20 protein-coding genes, 1 pseudogene and 1 CRISPR repeat array are annotated in these 22,565 nt (G+C 71.3%); of the genes and pseudogenes, 8 read left to right on the top strand and 13 right to left on the bottom strand.

What is annotated here, in order from left to right; translation table 11 throughout:
* Positions 1–120: 120 nt before the first annotated feature.
* Both ACWEF2_RS26320 and rho read right to left on the bottom strand, forming a co-directional pair.
* Positions 121–975, bottom strand: coding sequence for a putative RNA methyltransferase (locus ACWEF2_RS26320; RefSeq protein WP_453819012.1), 855 nt, complete (start codon positions 973–975; stop codon positions 121–123).
* 66 nt (positions 976–1,041) lie between these two features.
* On the bottom strand, positions 1,042–2,178 hold the full coding sequence (gene rho / locus ACWEF2_RS26315; RefSeq protein WP_453819011.1) for a transcription termination factor Rho: 1,137 nt from the start codon (positions 2,176–2,178) through the stop codon (positions 1,042–1,044).
* Between the two features lie 155 nt (positions 2,179–2,333).
* Between rho and ACWEF2_RS26310 the strand changes: the two genes are divergently transcribed.
* On the top strand, positions 2,334–3,083 hold the full coding sequence (locus ACWEF2_RS26310; protein ID WP_453819010.1) for an MBL fold metallo-hydrolase: 750 nt from the start codon (positions 2,334–2,336) through the stop codon (positions 3,081–3,083).
* 10 nt (positions 3,084–3,093) lie between these two features.
* Here ACWEF2_RS26310 and ACWEF2_RS26305 read toward each other — a convergent pair whose 3' ends face one another.
* The gene (locus tag ACWEF2_RS26305) at positions 3,094–4,311 is read right to left on the bottom strand and encodes an MFS transporter (RefSeq protein WP_453819009.1); all 1,218 of its coding nucleotides are present in this window, start codon (positions 4,309–4,311) and stop codon (positions 3,094–3,096) included.
* Positions 4,312–4,470: 159 nt separating this feature from the next.
* Positions 4,471–4,992: a hypothetical protein gene (locus ACWEF2_RS26300; RefSeq protein WP_453819008.1), complete on the bottom strand. Its 522-nt coding sequence runs from the start codon at positions 4,990–4,992 to the stop codon at positions 4,471–4,473.
* 271 nt (positions 4,993–5,263) lie between these two features.
* Between ACWEF2_RS26300 and ACWEF2_RS26295 the strand changes: the two genes are divergently transcribed.
* Positions 5,264–6,232 carry a magnesium transporter CorA family protein gene (locus ACWEF2_RS26295; protein ID WP_453819007.1) on the top strand — a complete coding sequence of 323 codons (969 nt, stop codon included), beginning with the start codon at positions 5,264–5,266 and terminating at the stop codon, positions 6,230–6,232.
* Between the two features lie 90 nt (positions 6,233–6,322).
* On the opposite strand, the gene ACWEF2_RS26290 is transcribed toward ACWEF2_RS26295, so the two are convergent.
* Complete coding sequence (locus ACWEF2_RS26290) at positions 6,323–6,553, bottom strand: hypothetical protein (RefSeq protein WP_355599558.1); 231 nt, start codon at positions 6,551–6,553, stop codon at positions 6,323–6,325.
* The gene (locus tag ACWEF2_RS26285) at positions 6,540–6,788 is read right to left on the bottom strand and encodes a DUF6400 family protein (RefSeq protein ID WP_453819006.1); all 249 of its coding nucleotides are present in this window, start codon (positions 6,786–6,788) and stop codon (positions 6,540–6,542) included. Before ACWEF2_RS26285 ends, ACWEF2_RS26290 begins: the two co-directional genes overlap by 14 nt.
* Positions 6,789–7,366: 578 nt before the next feature.
* Between ACWEF2_RS26285 and ACWEF2_RS26280 the strand changes: the two genes are divergently transcribed.
* Positions 7,367–9,250 carry an ABC transporter ATP-binding protein gene (locus ACWEF2_RS26280; protein WP_453819005.1) on the top strand — a complete coding sequence of 628 codons (1,884 nt, stop codon included), beginning with the start codon at positions 7,367–7,369 and terminating at the stop codon, positions 9,248–9,250.
* A gap of 23 nt (positions 9,251–9,273) precedes the next feature.
* On the opposite strand, the gene ACWEF2_RS26275 is transcribed toward ACWEF2_RS26280, so the two are convergent.
* Positions 9,274–10,149, bottom strand: a complete 876-nt coding sequence (locus ACWEF2_RS26275) for a universal stress protein (RefSeq protein ID WP_453819004.1) — start codon at positions 10,147–10,149, stop codon at positions 9,274–9,276.
* A 595-nt stretch (positions 10,150–10,744) separates the two neighbouring features.
* Between ACWEF2_RS26275 and ACWEF2_RS26270 the strand changes: the two genes are divergently transcribed.
* Positions 10,745–11,458 carry a phosphoribosyltransferase gene (locus tag ACWEF2_RS26270; RefSeq protein WP_453819003.1) on the top strand — a complete coding sequence of 238 codons (714 nt, stop codon included), beginning with the start codon at positions 10,745–10,747 and terminating at the stop codon, positions 11,456–11,458.
* Between the two features lie 16 nt (positions 11,459–11,474).
* Here the strand turns inward: ACWEF2_RS26270 and ACWEF2_RS26265 are convergent.
* Positions 11,475–11,846, bottom strand: a pseudogene (locus tag ACWEF2_RS26265) (OsmC family protein); the annotation flags it as partial.
* 437 nt (positions 11,847–12,283) lie between these two features.
* Between ACWEF2_RS26265 and ACWEF2_RS26260 the strand changes: the two are divergent.
* The 3 genes from ACWEF2_RS26260 (at position 12,284) to ACWEF2_RS26250 (ending at position 16,354) form a co-directional block, all read left to right on the top strand.
* Positions 12,284–12,814, top strand: a complete 531-nt coding sequence (locus ACWEF2_RS26260) for an STAS domain-containing protein (protein ID WP_453819002.1) — start codon at positions 12,284–12,286, stop codon at positions 12,812–12,814.
* Positions 12,815–12,954: 140 nt separating this feature from the next.
* The gene (locus tag ACWEF2_RS26255) at positions 12,955–15,552 is read left to right on the top strand and encodes a glycosyl hydrolase family 65 protein (protein WP_453819001.1); all 2,598 of its coding nucleotides are present in this window, start codon (positions 12,955–12,957) and stop codon (positions 15,550–15,552) included.
* Between the two features lie 82 nt (positions 15,553–15,634).
* A complete protein-coding gene (locus ACWEF2_RS26250) occupies positions 15,635–16,354 on the top strand; it encodes a universal stress protein (protein ID WP_453819000.1) in 720 nt (239 codons plus the stop codon).
* Between the two features lie 95 nt (positions 16,355–16,449).
* Here ACWEF2_RS26250 and ACWEF2_RS26245 read toward each other — a convergent pair whose 3' ends face one another.
* From ACWEF2_RS26245 to ACWEF2_RS26225, 5 genes are read right to left on the bottom strand one after another with little or no spacing between them, the layout of a single operon-like run.
* The gene (locus ACWEF2_RS26245; RefSeq protein ID WP_453818999.1) at positions 16,450–16,926 is read right to left on the bottom strand and encodes a hydrogenase maturation protease; all 477 of its coding nucleotides are present in this window, start codon (positions 16,924–16,926) and stop codon (positions 16,450–16,452) included.
* A gap of 26 nt (positions 16,927–16,952) precedes the next feature.
* On the bottom strand, positions 16,953–18,239 hold the full coding sequence (locus tag ACWEF2_RS26240; RefSeq protein WP_453818998.1) for a Ni/Fe hydrogenase subunit alpha: 1,287 nt from the start codon (positions 18,237–18,239) through the stop codon (positions 16,953–16,955).
* The gene (locus tag ACWEF2_RS26235; RefSeq protein ID WP_453818997.1) at positions 18,229–19,173 is read right to left on the bottom strand and encodes an NADH-quinone oxidoreductase subunit B family protein; all 945 of its coding nucleotides are present in this window, start codon (positions 19,171–19,173) and stop codon (positions 18,229–18,231) included. The genes ACWEF2_RS26240 and ACWEF2_RS26235 overlap by 11 nt, the downstream gene beginning before the upstream one ends.
* Positions 19,173–19,982 carry an FAD/NAD(P)-binding protein gene (locus ACWEF2_RS26230; RefSeq protein WP_453819053.1) on the bottom strand — a complete coding sequence of 270 codons (810 nt, stop codon included), beginning with the start codon at positions 19,980–19,982 and terminating at the stop codon, positions 19,173–19,175. The genes ACWEF2_RS26235 and ACWEF2_RS26230 overlap by 1 nt, the downstream gene beginning before the upstream one ends.
* Positions 19,979–21,049, bottom strand: a complete 1,071-nt coding sequence (locus ACWEF2_RS26225; protein WP_453818996.1) for a 4Fe-4S dicluster domain-containing protein — start codon at positions 21,047–21,049, stop codon at positions 19,979–19,981. Before ACWEF2_RS26225 ends, ACWEF2_RS26230 begins: the two co-directional genes overlap by 4 nt.
* Positions 21,050–21,672: 623 nt before the next feature.
* Positions 21,673–22,067: a CRISPR direct-repeat array (repeat unit 29 nt; unit sequence GGGACCATCCCCGCGTGCGCGGGGAGCAC).
* A 133-nt stretch (positions 22,068–22,200) separates the two neighbouring features.
* On the opposite strand from ACWEF2_RS26225, the gene ACWEF2_RS26220 reads away from it, so the two are divergent.
* Positions 22,201–22,329, top strand: coding sequence for a hypothetical protein (locus ACWEF2_RS26220; protein WP_453818995.1), 129 nt, complete (start codon positions 22,201–22,203; stop codon positions 22,327–22,329).
* Positions 22,330–22,565 lie beyond the last annotated feature (236 nt).

The following is a 22,565-nucleotide window of genomic DNA, read 5'->3' as shown; positions in this document are numbered from 1 at the left end:
GATTGCCGTCCAGTATGTCGCTTCCACCACCGATTTGCTGCGCTAATGTGTGGGATTTTCGGGCTAAAAGTCACTCCAGTAACACGCGCCTCTAGGGTATCTGTCAAGTGGGTCGCTTGATCAGGGCCGAGGCCGAAATGTAGACAGGCGGAAAGAAGCGGCCACTTCACTGGTTTCAGGTAGTTCCATGATTTTTGTTCGCATAGCTCCCGGATCGGTGTGCCAGGCGCTCGGTCCCATCCCCACGACGGCCGCCACCGCCCCGCGTTCCAGCGTCATGCCGAACTCGTGAAGACCGCGCCCGGTTTCGAGAAAGTGGCCGCCCAGGCTCTCCGCCACCCGCCGCTCCTTCGACTCGTCCACCGAGAGCAGGCCCAGCCGCTCCACCAGCGGGGCGAGGTGCCGTGACGTCGGCGTGACCACGATCAGCGTGCCGTCGCCCCGGAGCACCCGGGCGAACTCCGCCCCGTTCCTGGGGGCGAACACGTTGAGGAGCACGTCCACCGAGTCGCTCCCGACGGGAAGCGGGCGCCACACGTCGGCCACCACGGCTCCCAGCCGGGGATGCGCCCGCGCGGCCCGCCTGATCGCGTGCTTGGACACATCCAGCGCGATCCCCACGGCGCCGGGCAGCCGGTCGAGCGCCCCGGCGAGGTAGTACCCCGTCCCCGCGCCCGCGTCCGCGACCACCGCCGCCCCGGCAGGGCACGCCACCTCCACCCCGGTACGGCACGCCCCGGCGACCGCCTCCGCGAGCGGACCGAAATGTCCCGCTCCGAGAAACGCCTCCCTGGCCGCGACCATGGCCGCGCTGTCGGCCGTTCCGGGCACCCGCGAACCGACCAAGAGGCTGACGTACCCCTGCCTGGCGATGTCGAAGGTGTGCCCCCCGCGGCAGCGCAGAACCCGCTCGCCACGGTCCAGGCCGCCCGCGCAGACCGGGCAGATGAGGTGTTCGACGACGTCGGCCAGCATCCCCTCATCATCCCGTGTCCCGGACCCGGCCGGTCCGGCGGCGGGACGGGGCCGGCGCCGGAGCGGTCAGGCGGCCGACTGGATCTGCCGGAGGAAGGCGGCGTTGGAGGGGGTCTCCCTGAGCCGGTCGGTGAGGAGTTCGAGGGCCTGCTGCCTCTCCAGGCCGCCCAGGGTGCGGCGCAGGCGCCAGGTCAGCTCCCGCTCGTGCGGGTCGAGAAGGATCTCCTCCCGGCGGGTGCCCGACGCGTCGAGGTCCACCGCCGGGTAGAGACGCTTGTCGGCGAGGGCTCGGCTGAGACGCAACTCCATGTTGCCGGTCCCCTTGAACTCCTCGAAGAGGGTGTCGTCCATCCGGGAGCCGGTCTCCACCAGGGCGGTGGCGAGAATGGTCAGCGAGCCGCCGTCACGCAGGTTGCGGGCCGCGCCGAAGAAACGGCGCGGGGGGAGCAGGGCCGCGGCGTCGAGACCACCGGCCAGGGTACGGCCCCCACCGGGGGCGAGGTTGTTGTAGGCGCGGCCCAGGCGGGTCAGCGAGTCCAGCAGCACGACGACGTCGCGGCCGGCCTCGGCGAGCCGCTTGGCGCGTTCGACCGCGAGTTCGGCCACGGCGGTGTGGTCCCGGTCGGGACGGTCGAACGTCGACGCGGCGACCTCGCCCCGGATGGACTCGCGCATCTCGGTGACCTCCTCGGGCCGCTCGCCGACGAGGACCACCATCAGGTGGCAGTCCGGGTGGTTGCGGGTGATCGCGGCGGCCATGTCCTGCAGGACCATCGTCTTGCCGGCCTTGGGCGGCGCGACGATCAGGCCGCGCTGGCCCTTGCCGATCGGCGCGAACAGGTCGACGACCCGGGTGGTCATCGACTCGGTCTCCAGACGGAGCCGGTCGCGGGGGTGGATCGGTGTCATGTCCGCGAAGTCGGGCCTGTCGCGCCAGGCCGTCGTGCCGTTGACGCTCCGCACCTCCGTCAGCCGCTCGTACGGCCTGCGCGCAGCCGCGACGACGTGGTCGCCGGGGCGCAGGCCGTACTGTCTGATCTGGGCGTGGGGCACGCGCACGTCGCCCGGACCGGCCAGGTAGCCGTGCGTCCTGATGTGCCCGTTCCTGTCGCGGACGTCGAGCAGGCCGGACACGATCTCGACGGGGGCGTCGCTCTCGCGGGGACGGGGAGGTTTCATCGTTGCCTGAGACTGGGGGGTCATGGGTGACCTTTCACAAGGGGAAAAGGCGCACCGCAGGTCGAAAAGAGGCGGTGGCCGGGGAAAAGGGGGGCGGATCATCGCACGCGGCCTAGCCGACGGTGCGTCACGCCCGATATCAAGGTAGCACCGTCGATCCGTTTCGAACAGGAGACCGGATGTCTCATCAGCCGATGACCGTGGCGGGGGTCGAGGTTCTCCCGCTCTGCGACGCCGTGGGGCCGATGGGGGAGTCGATCCGACGTCCGCTGCCCGAGATGTTCCCCGGTGGCTGCCACGGGGAGTCCGACGACTGGGTGCTGCACTTCCACTGCTATCTACTGCGGGACACGTCGGGCCGGACCGTGCTGGTCGACACCGGCGTCGGCCAGGAGGGCTCGCCCGCGTCGAGCTGGGCACCGGTCCCCGGGGCGCTCGGCGCCGAGCTCGCCAGGGTGGGGACGGCCCCGGAGGAGGTGGACGCGGTGGTCATCACCCATCTGCACAGCGACCACGCGAGCGGGGCGGTGGTCGACGGGGTGCCCGCCTTCCCCAACGCCCGGCACCTGCTCCAGCGGGCCGAGATCGACCTGGCGGACGAGGGCGTCCTCGACCACGTCGTCCGGCCGCTGGGCGAGCGGGTCCAGGCGCTGGACGGCCACGCGGAGGTGTTCCCCGGCATCCGGATCCTCCACACCCCGGGGCACACCCCGGGTCACCAGGTCGTTCAGGTGGGAAATCTGGTGCTGACCGGCGATGTGGTGCTGCACCCGCTACAGCTGGCGGATCCGGGGGTCCCCTACCTCTATGACGACGACCCCGAGCTGGCCGCCGTCACCCGGGCGGAGCTGCTCGAACGGGTCAGGTCCGAACGGGGCACGATCGCCACCGCCCACTTCGCCGAGCCGTTCACCCGGATCGGGTGGTGAGGGCCCCGGGTCACCGGCGCTGTCTTACGAGCACCAGGCGCCGTGTCCTGCCCCGGTAGCGGAGCACCTGTGCCGCGCCCAGCGCCCAGAGCGGGTACTGGGCGGCGAACGCCCAGCGGAAGTCGTCCAGGGTGGTCTGTCCCCTGAGGTCCAGGATGACGCCGATCAGGGCTATCAGCGTCATCGACGCGATGAACCCGCCGCCGTTCACGATGCCGACGGCCGCGCCGATCCGGGCCGCCGGGTTGAAGGTCCTGGCGTAGTCGAAGCCGATCAACGATCCCGGGCCGTTGGCCGCGAGCACCACCACGAGCAGGACGAGCAGCCAGAGCGGCGCCCGGCCCGGCCAGAGCAGCACCGCGGTCCAGGTTCCGGCGCTGGTGCCGATCACGGTGAACACCAGCCGGGAGCGGTGGAGGGGAAACCTCCCGGCGAGGTAGCCGAGCAGCGGCCCGCAGGCCATGCCGCACAGGGTCAGCGTGGACAGCAGCACGCCCGCCGTGGCGGGGGTCAGGCCCTGTCCCTGGACCAGGAACGGATAGCCCCACAGCATCAGGAACGCCGCGGCCGATGACTGGGTGGCCGCGTGGGTCCACATGCCCAGCCGGGTGCCGGGTTCGGCCCAGGCGGCTCTCAGGCCGGGCTGCCGCCCCGCCCGTTCGGGGCGGGAGTCGCGCACCACCGTGAGCAGCAGGAGAACCGACACCACTCCCACCACGGCGGCGCCCATGAAGGTGGGGGTCCAGCCGTAGGTGTGCAGGGAGTGGATCAGCGGCACCGCGGAGGCGATCGCGCCGAGCTGTCCGATCAGGCCGGTGAGCTGGACCATCAGCGGGTTGCGGTGGGCCGGGAAGTGGATGTTCACCAGCCGGATCACGCTGATGAACGTCATCGCGTCACCGCAGCCGATCAGCGCCCGCCCCGCGATCCCGGGCATGAGGCCGTCGGCCAGCGCGAAGACGAGCTGGCCACCGGCCATCACGGCCGCCCCGATGACCAGCATCCACTTGGATCCGAGCCGGTCGACCAGCACTCCGACCGGTACCTGCATGATCGCGTAGACCAGCAGTTGCAGCATCGCCAGGGTGGAGAGCCCGGCCGCGCCGACGTCTAATCTCGCCGCGGCCTCGATGCCGGCGACGCCGAGGGACTGCCGGTGGAAGACGGCGACGACATAGGCGAGTACGCCCGTGGCCCAGAAGATTACGGCTTTCGCCTGTGGCGACATGAGGGGAATATTACTTTTACATGTTTTTACGGTTTTTTGGGGGCATCGTGAACAGCGGGGAGCGGTGCCTCGGACGCCGTCCCCGAGATGCCGCCCGAGCCGGAGTGCAGGCCCGGGCGGCGATGATCGGCGGAGAAGCGGGAAGACCGGCCGGGCCCGTTACCGTCCGGTCGCCGGGCGCCCGCGACGACCGGCGACGAGCTGGTCGGCGGCGGACTGGTGGGGGACGTCGGCCCGCGGGTGGGGAGCGGTGCTCTCGTCCCGGTCGTCGACGCCGTCCCGATCCCGGTCGACCACGGGCCTCGAAGACGCGACGGGCGGTGTGGGAGTCGAGGAGGGCGCGGGAGCCGGGGTCGCCGGAGTCTCCTCCAGCCGGCGTTCCAGCTCCTGCTTCTCCCTCTCCAGGCGGGTGACGCGGTCACGCGCCTCCAACCGGGAGGCGCGAAGCCTGCGCCGCTGTACGGCGGAGCGGCGCGTCCCGCTGAACATGAGCGCGACACCGAACAGGAACACCGCTCCCGTGACGGCGCCGGCGAAGAAGAACTCCAGCTGGGAGAGCTGGAGTGTGCGGTCGAAGACCGTGAACGACGCGGTGGTGGTCGCCGTCGCGGCCTCGTCCCAGGAGACCGCGACCACCGCCGCACCCGCGAGCACGATCAAGAGAAGTCCCAGCACTATCATCTGACATCACCTCAGGCTGCGTCTGCTGTGATGTCCGCTGCTGCCCCGTGGCGGCGGAATTATGCACCGGACACCTGACGGCGCCGGGAAAAGCCGTCGACGGCTCCGGGGGAAAGCCGCCGACGGCGCCGGGGAGTAGTCACCGCCGGCGCGGAGAAAAGCCCTCGGTGGCGCAGGGAAAACCGCGGTTCATCGCATTTCACCCGGAGCATGTACGAGACCCCGCGAGCAGAGGGTTTGCCGGCCGAACTCGCGGCTAACCTTGACCGATATGGACCGCACCCGTCTTTATCGCAACGGTGTCCTGAAGGCCGAGGGTTTCCCCATCGACGAGGTCTCCGATCACGTCGGCGACCCGTCCGCCGTGGTGTGGTTCGACCTGTGCTCACCCACCCCCGCGGATCTGGCGAAGATCAGCGAGGAGCTCGGCCTGCACGAGCTGGCCGTCGAGGACGCGCTCCACAGCCGTCAGCGTCCCAAGCTGGACACCTACGACAGCCACCTGTTTCTCACCGTCTACGGCGCGAAGCTGGCGGACAGGCATCTCGACCTCATCGAGATATCGATCTTCGTCACCAAGAACGCCCTGGTCACCGTCAGGGAGAGTTCCGAGTTCGACATCGGCGAGGTGATCAGGCGCTGGGACGCCAACACCGAGATGGCCAGGTACGGCGTGCCGTACCTGCTGCACGGCCTGCTCGACTACGTGGTGGACGGATACTTCGACGTGCTGCAGGCGATGGACGACCGGGTCGAGGCGTTGGAGGACGACCTCTTCGACGACAGGCCGGGCGACCGGGCGTACATCCAGCGCCAGACCTTCGAGATGCGCAAGAAGCTGGTGCGGTTCCGGCGGCTGGCGGTGCCGATGCGCGAGATCGTGGGCAGCCTGCTCCGCAGGAGCGTGGAGATGCTGGACCCCGCGCTGACCCCCTACTACCAGGACATCTACGATCACACGCTGCGCACCGCCGAGTGGACCGACTCGCTGCGGGAACTGGTGGGCAACGTCAGGGAGGCCCACATCAACCAGCAGGGCTTCAAGCTCAACGACATCATGAAGAAGATCACGAGCTGGGCGGCCATCATCGCGGTACCCACGATGATCACCGGCTTCTACGGTCAGAACGTGCCCTATCCCGGCTTCAGCCATCCGATCGGCTTCTGGACCTCCAGCGCGGCCATCTTCGTGGTCTCCTCCGCCCTCTACGTGATCTTCAAGAAGCGGGGCTGGCTCTAACCGCCTCCGGCCGGACCCGTCAGGCGGGGAGGACCCCGGCCTCCACCGGCGCCTTTCACCGGCGGACGGCCTGATCGTGGCCTGTCCGAGTCAGAACGGCCGCGGGCCGCCCGCGCCGAAGCCGGTCTCGTGGTTCCAGAGATGGGTGCACCCGGGGCACTGCAGGTGGAGCAGGCTCCCGGTGTTGCCGATGAGATAGCGCCAGTGCGCTCCGCAGTTCCGGCCGTCGCCGCAGTCGCCGCACTCCCTGTCGTCCCGGCATCCGGGGCAGGGCACCCAGGCCCTGCGCCCCATGTCGGCCTGCGGATCAAGCGGCAGCATGGCCGGGCCCCCTTCGCGGGAGCACCTCGGCCGCGACGAGCATGTCGTAGACCTCCTGCTGCCGCTCGTCGAGGCCGGAGTACAGAAGGTCGTACGCCTCCTCCTCGGCGCGCATCATCGCGGGCGGATCCCAGCCCGGCTCCAGCGCCGCCATCACCGCGGCGCGCCGCCGCGTCTCCTCCAGGGTGAGGTCGAGCTCGAAGACGACGTGTGCGCTGCTGCTGTCCTGACTCATGTGGCGACTTTCCGGTGGGATGGCGAACGTGTGACGGGCATGATCGGCGGGCGGGGAGGCATGTGTGGCCCCGGGGTGAGGGCCGGCCGGTGTGAGGCCGGTACGGGTCGGTACGGGGCCGGCTCTTTGCGGTCACCCGACTGTGCGTCGGAACGGGAGCCCCACCCACTAAGGGTCTTTATCCTTTTTTATACCTTATGTCGCTTTTCTTGCCCAATGCGTGACGCATTTCACGTCCGCCCGGCGCGCCCCGTTCCCACCTCGGGGTCGCCCCGTCCCCGCCCTCGTCCTCGTGCCGTGCCCTTCCGCGCGGTGTCCGGGGGGTGAGGTTGACCTCAACATAGATTGAGGTCCTAAGGTCCTGATATATCGCCATCCGAGAGTGGCGGCGATGTCATCGGCGTCCGGGGGAACCCTGTACGGCCCCGTGTGGCCCCCATGTGGCCCCCGTACGGCCCCGGCGAGGGACGCCCTCCGATTCTGTCGGTGGCCGATGAGATTGTTCATGGCACCCGTAAACCAGTTCGAAGGACCCGGCCAGAGACCCCTGAGGCCGCCCGACCCCCCGGAGACAACCGATGGACATGGAAGTGACCGCGTGGATGTCGCTCCACCACGCGATGAACGCCAAGGACGACCGGCGGCCGTTCTCCAAGGCGACGTTGCGGCGCATCGCGGGGTTCGCCCGGCCACACCGGCGGTGGCTGGTGTGGTTCCTGCTGCTCAGCGTCGTGATGGCGGTGCTGGCGGTCGCGACCCCCGTGCTCGCGGGGCGGGTCGTCAACGCGATCGTCCAGGGGGCGCCGGTGGACCTGGTCATCAGGCTCGCGGCGCTCATCGCCGGCATCGCGGTGGTGGAGGCCGCGCTCGGGCTGCTGACGCGCTGGCTGTCGGCGAGCATCGGTGAGGGGCTCATCCTCGACCTGCGCGCCACGGTCTTCGACCACGTGCAGCGCATGCCGATCGCCTTCTTCACCCGCACCCGCACCGGTGCGCTGGTCAGCAGACTGAACAACGACGTCATCGGCGCGCAGCGGGCGTTCAGCGACACCCTCTCCGGCGTGGTCGGCAACCTCGTCACGCTCGTGCTCACGCTCGTCGTGATGCTCGGGACCTCCTGGCAGATCACCCTGCTCGCGCTGCTGCTGCTACCGGTGTTCGTGCTGCCCGCGCGGCGGATGGGCACCCGGCTGGCACGGCTCGAACGCGAGTCGGCGAGCCACAACGCGGCCATGACCACGCAGATGACCGAGCGGTTCTCCGCGCCCGGGGCGACACTCGTGAAGCTCTTCGGCCGTCCCGCCGACGAGTCCGCCGAGTTCGTCGGCCGGGCCCGGCGGGTGCGCGACATCGGGGTGCGCACCGCGATGTCGCAGTCGGTGTTCATCACCGCGCTCGTCCTGGTCTCCGCGCTCGCGCTGGCCGTCGTCTACGGTCTCGGCGGGTTCTACGCGCTGCGCGGGCAGCTGGAGCCGGGCGCCGTCGTCGCGCTGGCCCTGCTGCTCACCCGCCTTTATGCGCCGCTGACCGCCCTGGCCAGCGCGCGGGTGGAGGTGATGAGCGCACTGGTGAGCTTCGAGCGGGTCTTCGAGGTGCTGGACCTGAAACCGCTGATCGCCGAGAAGCCGGATGCCCGGCGGGTGCCCGAGGGGCCGGTGGCGGTGGAGTTCGACGGGGTGCGCTTCGGCTACCCGTCCGCCGACAAGGTCTCGCTCGCCTCACTGGAGGAGGTCACGACCCTCGACAACCGAGGCGGCGTCGAGGTGCTGCACAACGTGTCCTTCCGCGCCGAGCCGGGGCAGATGGTGGCGCTGGTGGGGTCGTCGGGCGCGGGAAAGTCCACGATCGCCCAGCTGGCGGCGCGGCTCTACGACGTCGACGGCGGTGCCGTGCGGCTGTCCGGTACGGATGTCCGGGACCTGACCGCCGAGTCGATCCGCCAGACGCTCGGCATGGTGACGCAGGACGGCCATCTGTTCCACGAGTCGGTCCGCGCCAACCTGCTGCTGGCGCGGCCTGAGGCGTCGGAGGACGAGCTGTGGGAGGTGCTGCGCCGCGCCCGGCTCGCCGACCTGGTCGCCGCGCTGCCCGACGGGCTGGACACCGTCGTCGGTGAGCGTGGATATCGGCTCTCCGGCGGCGAGCGCCAGCGGCTGACGATCGCCCGGCTCCTGCTGGCCCGCCCCCGGGTGGTCATCCTCGACGAGGCCACCGCGCACCTGGACTCCACCTCGGAGGCGGCGGTCCAGGAGGCCCTGGGTGAGGCGCTCGCCGGGCGGACCTCGGTGGTGATCGCGCACCGGCTCTCCACCGTCCGCGCCGCCGACCTCATCCTGGTGATCGAGGACGGGCGGATCGTGGAGCGCGGCACGCACAGCGACCTGCTGGCCGTCGGCGGCCGTTACGAGGAGCTGTACCGGACCCAGTTCGATCAGTCCCCCGCCGGCGAACCCGTCCACTGACGCCCCGCCTCGTCAGCCGGCCCTCACCATCGATGGACGCGAGGGTGCCCGAGGACGATGACGGGGGCGGACGAGTGGTGCAGCACGGCATGCGCCGTGGCTCCCAGGCCGAGCGGGGATCGCGTTCGGCTGTGCGCGCCGATGACGACGAGGTCGGCGTCCGCCGACGCCTCGATCAGGGCCTTCGCCGGATGCTCGTGAACGACCGACTGGATGAGCATGACGTCGGGAAACTTCTCGCGCCATCCCGCGAGGGCTTCGGCGAGCAGGCGGGCCTCCTCCTCGCCGACGTCCTTGACGTCGTAGACGAGGGGCTGCATGTCCCCGGGGGCTCGGGTGGCGGGATGCCGCCAGGCGTGTACGGCACGCAGGGCGGCGTGTCGCAGCGCCGCCTCGCGGAAGGCGAGGTCCAGGACGGCCTCCTGGTCGGGCTCCCCGGTGACCCCCACGACGACCTCCCCGTGGTCGTCGTGTGAGCGCCGGACCACGGCCACCGGGCAGGACGCGCGGGCGGTGACGTAGCGGCTCACCGAGCCCAGCAGCAGCTCGGCGAATCCGCCGCGGCCCCGGTCTCCGACGACGAGCAGCTGCGCCTCCTCGGCGGCGGTGACGAGCGCCTCGGACGCTCCACCGTCGACGATCTCGGTGGTGACCTCCAGCCGAGGCCTGCCGGCCCGGGCGTGAATGACCGCCTGGCGCAGCATGTCCTGCGCCGCGGCCTCCGCCTCCGCCCCCCAATGGGCGGGCTGCGGGACGAGGGGGACGTGGTACGCCCACCGGAGCGCGGCGTGCACGATTCGGAGTGGGACGTCGCGGAGCGCGGCTTCCTGACCGGCCCAGCTCACGGCCCGGAGTGAGGGCGTCGACCCGTCGACGCCGACGACGATCGGCCTTGTCATGGTTGCCACCTCGCACGTTTCCGAGCCACCGGTGGAGCGTCGGCGGCTCGCGTTGTCGATAGGGCTAAAAGTCGCATCTCCCGTGCGCTTGCCATCTCATCTCGTTACGCACACGTATCGGAGCGGGCGGGAACCCGGGGCGTTCACCGAACGCCCCGGGTTCCCCGGAGGGCTCCCGGAGGCCCCGAACGCGCTCCGGGGTCGGTGCCCTTGATCCTCCGGTCCGGCTCACCCCGCGGAAAAGGGGCCAAGGACCCCTGTCTTCGGGGCGTTGGTCCGTACAGGGCCACATCTCCGGGGGGCGGGTACGGCATGCGTGCTGACCGGGGCTCCAACCGATCGGTGCCCGGATAAGGAGTCCTGAATCGGGACTTTCAGCCCTTCCGCCGACCTGCCTTTTGGCTGATATTGGTAGGTGAGACCTGCCGTCGCCGATTACCAAAGGTGATGTCGCAGTGATCCTCCGATGCCGGGCCGTACGACTCGTGTGAGCCGTACGAGCACCAGCCGCCTTGGCCGTCCCGCCGGTGAGCGGTGACGCCATGAGCGTCCGGGAGGGGTGAGCGGAGTGTTCATAGATCGTCAGGATGCGGGTGTGCAGCTGGCCGAACGGCTGCATGGGCTCGCCGGCGTTGAGAGCGCGGTCATCCTGGGCCTGCCCAGGGGCGGTGTGCCGGTGGCGTTCGAGGTGTCCAGGGCCCTCGGTGTTCCGCTGGATGTGATCGTGGTCCGCAAGCTCGGGGTGCCGTTCCAGCCGGAGGTGGGGTTCGGCGCCATCGGCGAGGACGGAGTACGCGTCCTCAATCGCGATATCGTGCGGCTCGCGAGCCTCACCGAGGACGAGATGGCCGCCGTGGAGACGCGAGAACGGGCTGAACTCCTGCGCCGCGCGCGCCGTTTCCGCGGCGACCGGGACGCGGTGAGCCTGGTGGGCCGTACGGTGATCGTGGTGGACGACGGGGTCGCCACCGGAGGGACGGCCCGCGCGGCCTGTGAGGTCGTCCGGGAACGCGGCGCCTCGTGCGTGGTGCTCGCGGTGCCGGTGGGGACGCCGGGCACGATCGCGGATCTGCGCCAGGTCGCCGACGAGGTGGTCTGCCTGCAGATGCCCGATCATCTTTACGCGATCGGCTCCTGGTACGCCGATTTCACGCAGATCACCGATGAGCAGGTGGTCGAGCTGCTCAGGCGGGCCGCGTCTCCTCCGGGTGGACGCCCTGAGGACTCGCCGGATCCCGCGGGTGATCCCGCCGGGGGTACGGCGGAGTCCGATCGGTGGTGGGGGCGTCTTCCGTGGTGCGGATCCTAAAAATGATCTCCGGCGGCAGTCGCAGGGAGTTGTGCACGGCGCTGTGCTCGATGACCGTGGTGAAGGAGTCTCGCAACCCTTCGGGCACCCCCGGGGCCTCGACGACCAGCTCGATCCGGCCGACCCGCGCCGGCCGTACGTCCAGGTCGTAGTGGGCGGTCACGGTGACACCGGCGGGCAGCTCACACCGGTGGAGATAGCGTTCGGCGCGATGGGCGACGCAGGCCGCGAGGCTCCCGACGAGCAGCTCGACCGGGTCGGGGCCGGTGTCGCCTCCGCCGAAATCCCTGGACTGGTCGATCCGGAGTGTGTGCCGGCGGATCTGGACGTCAAAGCGGTCGCCGCCGCGCCAGCTGATCTTCACGGTGCCGTTCCGGTTCTGCTCCATGGGTGGCTCCCCGGGTGTGTTCGAGTCCCCGGCGTCCGGGCTGTCAGATCGGGACCGTCGATAGGATCATGAAGCGCGTTCCCGGGCTCGCCGACGACATGGATCCCGCCGTGCCGGAACGCCACCCCACGCTCGTGCTGCCGCACGATCGCGATACCGAGATCGAGCACGCCCCTCTTTTTCCGTTGTCCCTCTCAACCTGTGCCCGTACCATCCCTTCTGACCAGGGACTTAAGCCCTCGGTGTGGCGGTCCCAGGTCCAATTCGGGCGGGCGGGCGTCGCCGCCGGCCGATCGTCTCCACCGGTCGGACGTCTCAGTACTAGGTCCGCTTGGCCGTCATCTTCGGGACTTTCGGCCCTACGGGCGGGAATACGCGCTCGCGAGCATTTTCATAACCGCTGTTTCCTGTTTTCGGCACCGGAGGTTCCGACGGAGATGGATGAACTCAGGTGGAGTGGTCGCCCGGCAGGCAGGGGCGAGATACTGTCCCGCCCCTGGAATCCGCTCCGTGCGATCACGCGGATCCGTCCCCACGGCATCATCGTGCTGTCGATCCAGGGCGAACTGGACATCGCCACGGAGAAGCCGCTCCGCGACCTGGTGAACACCGCCGTCCTCTGCGGCGGGCCGGGGGTGACACTCGACCTCTCCGCGATCACTTTCTGCGACACGTCGGGCCTGTGGACACTGCGACGCTGCGGCGAGGACGTACACGCGCTGGACGGCACGCTGATGCTGGCCGGCCTGTCCGACCGGATGCTCTGGCTCATGGAGGTCAGCGGCTTCTGGCGTGCCTTCGCGCTCGTCGTCTCCACGCTCAACGGCTTCGACTCCACGCCCACCCGCCCCCATCTGCTGTACCGCCCTCTCCCCGGAACCGTGCGGCCGACATTCCCGCCGCGCACGTCCCCCTCGTCCTGGGAGACGTTGCGCCTGCCTCCCGGGGCCGATCAGAGCTCGAACTGACCGGACGCGCACGGTGACGGCGAGTGAGGAGGTGCCCGAGTGGACCTGTCCACCCATCGGCCGGGGAGTCCGCGGGAACCACGCCCCGTCCGGCCGGAAGGCGGTGCGCCGGCCGTGAGCTGAGTGCGACGGGAGGGCCGATGGACGATCCGCACTGCCGGCCGTACGACCGCACCTTCGAGGCGGTGATGTTCGACTGGTACGCCACGGGGGTGCCGGGAGGGGCCTCCGCCGTACCGATCCGCCGCCGGGTGGCGATGCTCCGCGCCGCCGGAGTGGACGTCGTGGTGATGGGTGACGGGGACTGTGACACGGTCGACGGGGAACTGCGTGTCCGGCCGGACGGCCCTGGCCGTCTCTGGCTGTGCGTGCGCGGCGGTGACGACGGGCCCATCGAGGGCGGACCGGCCGACGGAGCCGAGGCCGTACGGGCGGTTCTCGTCTCTCTGGCGGAGCGCGGCATCGGCGCCGGACTGGTTCTGATCATTGGTGATCGTTTCGGTCCGCCCGGCCGGGGGGCACCCGGCGGTTCGATCCCCCTCATCCCGGAGGTGGCGCGGGCGACCGCTGTGTCGGTCGGGCCGGAGCCCGGCGGTTCGCCGCCCGAGGCGCTCCACCTGGGGGGAGGTCCGGCCACGCTGCTGAGCCTGCTCGACCGGCAGATACGGCGCAGGCGGCACCGGCGGACCCCCGGTGTGGACGACGATCCGGCGTGGACCATCCGCGAGACGGGCGGCGACCCGGCACGGCACCGGGTGACCGAGGCGCTGTTCACCCTGGGCGCCGGAGGGTTCGCCACCCGAGGATCGGTGGAGGAGCCCGCCCCGGGATCGGTTCCGCTGGTGCTCGCCGCGGGCATCTACACCGGCACCGGGGCCGGGCAACATCTGCTGCCGGGGCCCCGGTGGACCGGCCTCCTCCTTGACCCGCCTCCCGAGGAGGATCTGCGCACACTCGACCTGCGCAGCGGCGTGCTGACCCGGGAGGAGACAGGCCACACCCCGCCCGTGCGGATGCTGCGGCTGGCGTGCGTGAGCCGTCCGGGGGTGGTGGCGATGCGCGCCGAGGCGGGTGCCGGACGGCTGCGCGCGGGATCGCCGCTGCGGCCTCCCCCGGAGGGGCAGGTCACCGAGGGCCGGCTCGACGGTCGCAGCTGGGCGCGTGTCGCCGCCGGTCGCGCCGGGATGGCCGCGGTGGCGGCGCAGCGGATGGGCCGTGACGACGGAGTGCGCACCCTGGAGCGGATCGCCGCCTACGTGGCCGACCCCGCCCGCCGGCCGGTGCTCTGCGACGCCGCCGCGGCGCTGGAGGCGGCCGAGCGGGCCGGGTTCGACCGGTTGCTCGCCGAGCAGCGAGCGGCGTGGGCCGCACGCTGGGAGGACGTGAACGTCTCCATTCCCGACGACCCCGCCGCGCAGCTCGCCGTCCGGTTCGCGCTGTTCCAGCTCTGGAACAACGTCGACCGCCGCGACGAGGTGGCCGTCGGCGCGCGAGGACTGTCGGGCGGCGGTTACGCGGGTCACGTCTTCTGGGACGCCGACGTGTTCGTGCTGCCCGCCGTGGCGAGCATGCACCCCGCCGAGGCTCGGGCCATGGTCGCCTACCGGCTCCGTCGGCTGGCCGCCGCGCGGGCCCGCGCGGCGGCCGTGGACTGCGCGGGCGCGCGCTTCCCCTGGGAGTCCGCGGCCACGGGCGACGACGTGACCCCCGGGTCCGGGCATCTGGGCGGTGAGGCCGTCCCCATCCTCACCGGGCAACTGGAGGAGCACATCACCGCCGACATCGCCTGGGCGGCCGTCCACTACGCGCGGTGGAGCGGTGACCGGGGATTCCTGGACGGCCCGGCGCGTCCCCTCCTGATCGAGACCGCCCGCTACTGGGTGTCGCGCTGCCAGGTGGACGACGAGGGAGGGGCGCACCTCGGCGACGTGATCGGGCCGGACGAGTATCACGAGGCGGTGACGGACAACGCGTTCACCAATGTGATGGCCCGGTGGAACCTGAGGCGGGCAGCCGACCTGGTCGGCCCCGACTGCGCGGAGGGGCGTCGGTGGCGCGCGCTCGCGGACCGCCTGGTGGACGGCTACCACCCCGCGTCGGGCCTGTATGAGCAGTTCGCCGGTTACTTCCGGCTGGAACCACTGACGATGGAGCAGGTCGCCGTCCCGCCGGTCGCCGCGGACCTGCTGCTCGGCCAGAAGCGGCTGGCCGCCACGCAGATCATCAAACAGCCCGACGTCCTCATGCTCCACCACCTGGTGCCCGAGGAGGTCGAGGCCGGCTCGCTGGAGAGAAACCTCGACTTCTACGGCCCCCGTACCGCGCACGGCTCCTCGCTCTCACCGGCGATCACGGCCTGCCTGCTGAGCCGGGCGGGACGTCCGGACGAGGCGCTCGACCTGCTCCGCGTCGCACTGGCCCTCGATCTCGACGATCTGACCGGGACCACCGCCACCGGCCTGCACATGGCCACGCTCGGCGGCGTCTGGCAGGCGCTGCTCACCGGCTTCGCCGGCGCGAGGGTGGGCGACGACGGGATCCTCCGCCTCGACCCGAGACTGCCCACGGCATGGGGAAGCCTCGGCCTGCGGTTCCGCTGCCTGGGCCGTCGCGTCCGGCTGGACATCACCCGCGAGTCGGTGGACGTCCAGACCGACGGAGAACTGTGGCTGAGGCTGGACGCCGGAGAGGCGCGGCGCCTGGACGGCCCCGCCCGCCTGCCGCGGCGGCGCGAATGACGCGGGGGAAGAGGGGAGAGAGGCGCCACGGTGAGAAGGGACAACGCCACGAGGGAGAGACGACACACGCAGGGGAGGGGACATGCGACATGTGCTGGCCGTCGTCGACGACGCGGGTGGAGCCTCGGGTGTGATCGCCGTCGCCGGGGCGATGGCGGAGGTCCTGCGCGCGGACGTCCGGGAGGTGCGTATCGCCGTGGGCTCCGGAGGGCGGGACGTCGAGACCGCGGTGCTCCACGAGCTCGAACAGGCGGGCACGATCCTCGGCGTCCTCGCCGACGGCACCCTGCCCGGGGACGTCTCCTGGCGTGTCGTGCGCCGATCCACCAAACCGGTCATCCTGCTGCCCTCGCGGATGAGAACGCCCGAGGCGTCTCGCAAGGTCATCTCACGGGTGCTCCTGCCGCTGGACGGCTCCCCCGAGGCCGCCGCCGCCGTCACCGAGACGGCCGGGCTGTTCACCCGTACCGGCGTCGACCTGGTGGTCCTGCACGTCTTCGACCAGGTGACCACTCCCCGCTGCTGGGACCAGGCCGCACACGCCAGGCAGGCGTGGGAGGAGGAGTTCCTGGCCCGCCACTGCGCGCACCCCGGCGTGCGGATGGAACTGCGCAGCGGGGTCGTGGAGGAGCAGGTGGTGAACGTGGCGGTCGAGGAATACGTGGATCTCATCACGCTGGGCTGGTCACGGCGGATCGGCCGGGGGAGGGCGCGGACCGTCCGCAGGATCGTGGCCGACGCCGGCGTCCCGGTCATGCTGATCCCGATGACACGGCGTGCGGCGCCCCCGCCCCCTCCCTGAGGCGTTCCGCCACCGAGACGCCGCCCCGCCCGAACCTCCGCGCGGATCCCCGCCCGTAGATCCGCGCGGATCCCCGCCTGGGTCCCCGCGCGGATCTACGGGCGGACAAGGTCGGCCACGGTCGTGGCGATCTCCCCGATGGCGTGCCGTACGGCGGGCGTCACCGGGGCGCCGAGCCGGAAGTCGGCGCCCTCGACGGTGTAGAGCACGAGCTCACCGGGGAGCCGGTCCAGCGCGTGACCGAGCGCGATCGCGTCGGCGATGCCCAGGGCGTGGGAGCTGCCGTGCCCGGCGGCGGGAGCCGTCCACGGAACGTCCCCCGGCGAGGGGCGACGGCCGAGGACGGTGTACCGGCGCACCGTGCCCGGGGGCGTGCCGGAGACCGTCGTGTCGATCACGACCGCCAGGCCCGCGCCGGTCCACGCCTCGACCAGCCCGGCCGGTTCGCCCCCGTTCTCCAGCACGGGAACCTCCTCGGGCAGCACGCCGCGCAGCAGCCGGACGACCTCCAGCCCCGCGGAGTCGTCCCCCCGCATCTCGTTGCCGACCCCGATGACGACACGGCCGCGCATGAACCCTCCCGCAGGCGGGACCGGTGTCACCGGTCCAGGTGAAGGTGGAGGAAATGGGCCGAGCAGGAGATGCACGGATCGTGGTTGCGCACCGCCCGCTCGCACAGCGCCGCCAGCTCCTCCCGAGGCAGGTCGAGGCGGGGCTCGACGAGGTGGCGCAGATCCATCTCGATACGGGCCTGGTTCTGCGAGGTCGGCGGCACGATGTCGGCGTCGACGATCAGCCCCGCCCCGTCGATCCGGTAGCGGTGGTAGAGCGTGCCGCGAGGGGCCTCCGAGACGCCGTGGCCGACCCCGGGGCGGGGTTCCACCGGCACGGCCGGCGCGTCCGGCTCGGTGTAGTCTTCGATGATCCGGAGCGCCTCGTCACAGGCGTGCAGGATCTCCACGGCCCGGACCACGATGCTGCGGAACGGGTTCCGGCAGACCGGGCCGAGCCCGGCGTCCGAGGCCGCCGACCTGGCCAGCGGGGAGAGCTGCCGGCCGTTCAGGGCGTAACGGGCCAGGGCGCCCACCAGATAGCCGGTGGACCCGTCGAGCCGGGCGTGCAGCGCCGTGGAGTGCGGCACCTGCTCCTCCACGACGTGGTCGGGCCAGTCGGCCACGGCGAACCCGGCCCCGTCGCTCACCGCGATCGAACCCGACAGGATGGCGTACTCCGCCGGATGCCGCAGGGCGAGAAACCGGTAGTCGTGGTCCACGTCGGGGAAGTCGAACCCCGCCACCCACCCCACCGTCGCCAGCGCCTCGTCCCGGGCCCGGCGGAGCCGTTCGGCGACCGGTGCGAGCTCGGCGGGGGCCGGGACCCGGTGAAAGCCGCCCACCCGCACGTTGACCGGGTGGATCGCCCGGCCGCCGAGGGTCGCCACCAGCTCGTTGCCGGCCTTCTTCAACGCCAGCCCCCGCTCCACGAGAGGGCGGTGGTCGGCCGCCATCGCCACCCCGCTCTCATAGCCGAGGAAGTCGGGGGCGTGCAGCAGGTAGACGTGCAGGGCGTGCGACTCGATCCACTCGCCGTAGTACAGCAGCAGCCGCAGGTCCCGCAGCGGCCCGGTCACCTCCGTCCCGCAGGCCGCCTCGACGGCCTGGCAGGCGCTCATCTGGTAGGCCACCGGGCAGATACCGCAGATGCGGGCGGTGATGTCGGGCGGCTCGGTGTACGACCTGCCGCGGAGCAGCGCCTCGAAGAACCGGGGCGGCTCGTAGATGTTCAACTCCACGTCGGTGACCCGGCCGTCGCGGGCGCGCACCAGCAGGGAGCCCTCGCCCTCCACCCGGGCCAGGCCGCCGATCCTGATCGACTTATGCGTCACCTCTGCCCCCTCGGCACTCTGGCCCCCCACGGTCTCCTCGGCCCTCGGTCTCCTCAGCGCCCACGGTCTCCTCAGCCTCCTCGACTTCCCCGGCCTCCCCAGCGCCCAGGGTCTTCCCGGACCTCTCGGCCTCCTTGTCCATCTCGGCCTCCCCGGCCTCTTCGGCCTCCTCGGACGCCTGGCGGAAGGGTTCCTCGGTGGCGTTGAACGTCCGGTAAACGCGCACCAGCTCGGGGTCGCTCATGCCGAGCAGCCGCAACTGCGCGTTGAGAGCCCGGACGTTGGGGCTCTCCATCGGGCCGAAGCAGCCGTAGCAGCCCCGGTTGAACGCCGGGCAGAGCGCCCCGCAACCGGCCTGGGTGACCGGGCCGAGGCAGGGGGTGCCGTGGGCCACCATGACGCAGACGTTGTCCCGGGCCTTGCACTCCACGCAGACACTGTGCGCGGGCACGAAGGGGCGCCGCCCGGCGAGGAAGGCCGAGATGACCTCCAGCAACTGCCTCTTGTCGATGGGACAGCCGCGCAGTTCGAAGTCCACCGGCACGTGGGCCGAGATCGGGGTGGAACGTTCCAGGGTGGCGATGTAGTCGGGCCTGGCGTAGACGATCGAGGCGAACTCCCGCACGTCGGCGAAGTCCCGCAGCGCCTGGACGCCGCCCGCGGTCGCGCAGGCGCCGATCGTCACCAGCCGCCTCGACACGCGGCGCACGTGCTGGATCCGCCGCAGGTCGTCCGGGGTGGTGATCGACCCCTCGACCAGCGACAGATCGTACGGCCCGCGCCCGGCCGCGCTTGAGGCCTCCCGGAAGTAGGCGATGTCCACCCTGGCCGCCACCGACAGCAGCTCGTCCTCGCAGTCCAGCAGGGTGAGCTGGCAGCCGTCACAGGAGGCGAACTTCCACACCGCCAGCCGAGGCGCCCGGCCCCCGGTCATCACAGCTCCCGTACGGCCAGCAGCCCGGCGGCCCGCTCGTAGTTCAGCACCGGGCCGTCGAGGCAGGTGAACAACGGGCCGAGCTGGCAGTGGCCGCAGCGGCCGACACCGCACTTCATGTTGCGCTCCACCGACAGCGCCATCCGCCCGGCCGGGACGCCCCGCCGTACCAGCTCGGCCGTGGTCGCGCGCATCATGGCGTCCGGACCGCAGACGAAGGCGAAGGTACGGCGAGGCTCGAAGACGATCCGGTCGATCAGCCTGGTGACCAGCCCCACCGGCCCCTTCCAGGCGCGGTCCGGATGATCAACAGTGATCTTGACGTCGATGCCGTGCCGGTCCCGCCAGCGGGCCAGCTCGCCGGGGTAGATCAGGGTCGCGGGCGTCCGGGTGCCGACGATCACACTGACCCGTCCGTACCCGGAGATGTGGGCGGCCAGCTCGCGGATGACCGGCCGGAGCGCGGCCAGGCCCAGGCCGCCCGCCGCCACGACCACGTCCGACCCCCTCGCCGCCGGCACATCCCACGCCGTGCCGTACGGCCCGCGCACCCCCACGACGTCGCCGGGCCGCCTGCGGCAGAGCGCCCCGCTCACCGCGCCCACCGCCCGGATCGTCTGCACGTATCCGCCGGAACGGGCCCGGCCGCTGATCGAGATCGGTATCTCCCCGACCCCCGGCGCGTACACCATCGTGAACTGGCCCGGCAGGAACGGCGGGCAGACACCCTCAACCGGCCTGAGCGTCAGGGACACCGTGTCGGCCCGGTCCGGGCGACGCGAGCACACCCGGTAGGGCACAGGCGTCATCGGATGCACGACAGCTCCTCGGTGACGTCGATGCCGGTCGGGCACCAGGTGATGCACCTGCCGCAGCCCACGCAGCCGGACACGCCGAACTGGTCGAACCAGGTGGAGAACTTGTGGGTCAGCCACTGCCGGTAACGGGCCGGGCCCGAGCCGCGCACCGGGGAACCGCCGACCTCGGAGAAGTCCAGCGTGAAGCAGGAGTCCCACACCTCCGTCCGTTCCGCGCCGCCGGTGAGGTCGGTGGCGTCCTCGACCGTGGTGCAGAAGCAGGTGGGGCAGACCATCGTGCAGTTGGTGCAGGCCAGGCAGCGGGAGGCCACCTCGGCCCAGCGCGGCGAGTCGTGGGCCCCGGCCAGCCGCTCCTGGATGCCGTCGGTGTCCACCTCACGGCCCATCCGGGCGGCGGCGATCCGGGAGACCTCCTCGGCGGACGCGAGGTCGTCGCCGGTGGCCGGTCGGTGCACGAGCCCCGCGACGACCTCCGCGCCCCGCTCGCTTCCCCACTCGACGAGGAACCGGTGCGGATCGCTCAGCTCGGTGAGCGCCAGGTCGAACCCGGCGACGGCCCTCGGCCCGGTGCCCATGGAGACGCAGAAACAGGTGCCACCGGGCACCGCGCAGTTCACCGCGACGAGGAACAGCGCCTCACGCCGCCTGCGGTAGGCCGGATCGGGGTGCCTGCCGCCGAGGAACACCCGATCCTGTACGGCTATCGCGGCCAGGTCGCAGGAACGCACCCCCAGCAGGGCGACGCGGGGAGCCTCCTGGCTGGCCTCCTCCACCGCTCCGTCGCGCATCCGGGACAGCGCCTGCCGGGGCGGCTGGGTGTAGCGCTTGGCCGAGTCGGGGCTCGCGGCGAAACCGAACACCAGATCGTCGTCCCGCTCGGTCAGCCGGTAACAGCCGGGCCGCTGCTCGTCCCCTCGCCCGGCGGGCAGCTGCGCGGCGGAGGAGATCTCGGCGAACCGGACGGCCCCGTCCCGCACCGTCGGCCCGACAACGGTGAACCCACGGGACCGCAGCTCGGCGATGAGCGGTTCCAGCGTCTCCACCACAACGCCGTCCATGAACGGCCCCCCTTACCCCCGCTTTTCGGCACGCTTCCCCGCGCCCCGCCCCGGTGGGACCACGCGCCATGCCGTCTTTCTTCCACAGGGACCCATCGGCCACGCCGACGGAACGTCCGAGATTCCCCCGATGACCACCGCGCCTCACAGGTACGGCGATCCGGCGCCGAGCCCTCGCGGCCGTCTCCGAGGCCCATCCTGTGGAGACCGTACGGCGAGGGCAGCGGCGCCGTTCAGCGCAGAACTCTTCGCCCCCCAGGCGAGAGGGCCGGACAAGCGGCCCTGTTCCATCATCAAGATTCGCTAGAGGCAGCACCTCCTCACGCCAAGACTCTTGATCACAAACGTACGGCCCGACCAGGCGCCGCAAGCAGTGCCGAAGGTCCCTTTCCCCATGGCCAAGAGACCCTGCCCGCCCTCATCAGGCCGTTCCGGCTTGGCCGCCTTCAGCCCACCCGTGGAACGAAGGTCATCGGGTTCTGCCACGCCCACCATCGGTCGCTCACACCCGCTCAGCACGCGGCCGGAGTCCGTACCTCCATCGGTCGGCCCCCGAACACCTGGCCGCCGTCCTCGCCCGGCACCGCGAAATCCTCGATCGAATACGCGGTAGGTGACCTACTCGGACCATCCCCGCATGCGCGGGGAGCACAGCAGGGAGCCGAGTGGCCACCAGGTGCGGCGGGGACCATCCCCGCGTGCGCGGGGAGCACTCCAGCGACCTGGCCCCGCACGAGGAGGGCACGGGACCATCCCCGCGTGCGCGGGGAGCACTTCAGCAGGAAACGGGCGTAGCCGCCGATCATGGGACCATCCCCGCGTGCGCGGGGAGCACGAGGAAATCGACGATTTCTTCTTCCATGAGGTGGGACCATCCCCGCGTGCGCGGGGAGCACGGCGCTGCGCTCGCGCTCGTCGGTGAGTAGCCGGGACCATCCCCGCGTGCGCGGGGAGCACAGGGGAGACCCGCCCCGACTCGCGCAGCCGCAGGGACCATCCCCGCGTGCGCGGGGAGCACTCTGCCTGACCTGCGGCGTTGTCGGCGGTGAGCGTGAAATTCGAGCACTTTCGAAGGATCGGACATTTCGGGTGCCACCCGGATTTGTTGTCTCCACGTCCCCCAGCAGGGTAGCCCACGCCTGTTGCGGGACGTGATCGACGCAGCCCACACCCACCGGCTCCAGCACGGCCGCCCGCCCGTCTACAGGGCCACGGTACGGATCACCCCGGGCGGGACGATCCATCTGCGGCGCGGCCGGTGGACGGCCACCACCGGCTAACCGACGGCCCCCCGGGTATTCCTGTGGACCGCCCCCCGCGTGCGAGGGGAGCACGATCGCGACCTGGACGGCGTGAGCGGGAACCGCTCAGACAGGGGGTGCCCGGACAGGGTGGTGCCCGGACGGGGGGTGGTGTCCGGGCGGCTCGTGGAGCGGGTCGTCACGAGCCGTCCGGGTGCGTGGGGGCCGTTCCGGGTGGTGGTTCGTTACTCGTCGCGTTTCTGTGTGCTGTCTGC

This window comes from Streptosporangium sp. NPDC004631, from assembly GCF_053601935.1.
This window is presented reverse-complemented; position numbering and strand designations above follow the sequence as displayed.

What these genes read in the sequence shown, in the direction of transcription:
- ACWEF2_RS26320 (WP_453819012.1), bottom strand. Translation starts at nt 975, where the DNA reads ATGCTGGCCGACGTCGTCGAACACCTCATCTGCCCGGTCTGCGCGGGC.
- rho (WP_453819011.1), bottom strand. Translation starts at nt 2,178, where the DNA reads ATGACCCCCCAGTCTCAGGCAACGATGAAACCTCCCCGTCCCCGCGAG.
- ACWEF2_RS26310 (WP_453819010.1), top strand. Translation starts at nt 2,334, where the DNA reads ATGTCTCATCAGCCGATGACCGTGGCGGGGGTCGAGGTTCTCCCGCTC.
- ACWEF2_RS26305 (WP_453819009.1), bottom strand. Translation starts at nt 4,311, where the DNA reads ATGTCGCCACAGGCGAAAGCCGTAATCTTCTGGGCCACGGGCGTACTC.
- ACWEF2_RS26300 (WP_453819008.1), bottom strand. Translation starts at nt 4,992, where the DNA reads ATGATAGTGCTGGGACTTCTCTTGATCGTGCTCGCGGGTGCGGCGGTG.
- ACWEF2_RS26295 (WP_453819007.1), top strand. Translation starts at nt 5,264, where the DNA reads ATGGACCGCACCCGTCTTTATCGCAACGGTGTCCTGAAGGCCGAGGGT.
- ACWEF2_RS26290 (WP_355599558.1), bottom strand. Translation starts at nt 6,553, where the DNA reads ATGCTGCCGCTTGATCCGCAGGCCGACATGGGGCGCAGGGCCTGGGTG.
- ACWEF2_RS26285 (WP_453819006.1), bottom strand. Translation starts at nt 6,788, where the DNA reads ATGAGTCAGGACAGCAGCAGCGCACACGTCGTCTTCGAGCTCGACCTC.
- ACWEF2_RS26280 (WP_453819005.1), top strand. Translation starts at nt 7,367, where the DNA reads ATGGACATGGAAGTGACCGCGTGGATGTCGCTCCACCACGCGATGAAC.
- ACWEF2_RS26275 (WP_453819004.1), bottom strand. Translation starts at nt 10,149, where the DNA reads ATGACAAGGCCGATCGTCGTCGGCGTCGACGGGTCGACGCCCTCACTC.
- ACWEF2_RS26260 (WP_453819002.1), top strand. Translation starts at nt 12,284, where the DNA reads ATGGATGAACTCAGGTGGAGTGGTCGCCCGGCAGGCAGGGGCGAGATA.
- ACWEF2_RS26255 (WP_453819001.1), top strand. Translation starts at nt 12,955, where the DNA reads ATGGACGATCCGCACTGCCGGCCGTACGACCGCACCTTCGAGGCGGTG.
- ACWEF2_RS26250 (WP_453819000.1), top strand. Translation starts at nt 15,635, where the DNA reads ATGCGACATGTGCTGGCCGTCGTCGACGACGCGGGTGGAGCCTCGGGT.
- ACWEF2_RS26245 (WP_453818999.1), bottom strand. Translation starts at nt 16,926, where the DNA reads ATGCGCGGCCGTGTCGTCATCGGGGTCGGCAACGAGATGCGGGGGGAC.
- ACWEF2_RS26235 (WP_453818997.1), bottom strand. Translation starts at nt 19,173, where the DNA reads ATGACCGGGGGCCGGGCGCCTCGGCTGGCGGTGTGGAAGTTCGCCTCC.
- ACWEF2_RS26230 (WP_453819053.1), bottom strand. Translation starts at nt 19,982, where the DNA reads ATGACGCCTGTGCCCTACCGGGTGTGCTCGCGTCGCCCGGACCGGGCC.
- ACWEF2_RS26225 (WP_453818996.1), bottom strand. Translation starts at nt 21,049, where the DNA reads ATGGACGGCGTTGTGGTGGAGACGCTGGAACCGCTCATCGCCGAGCTG.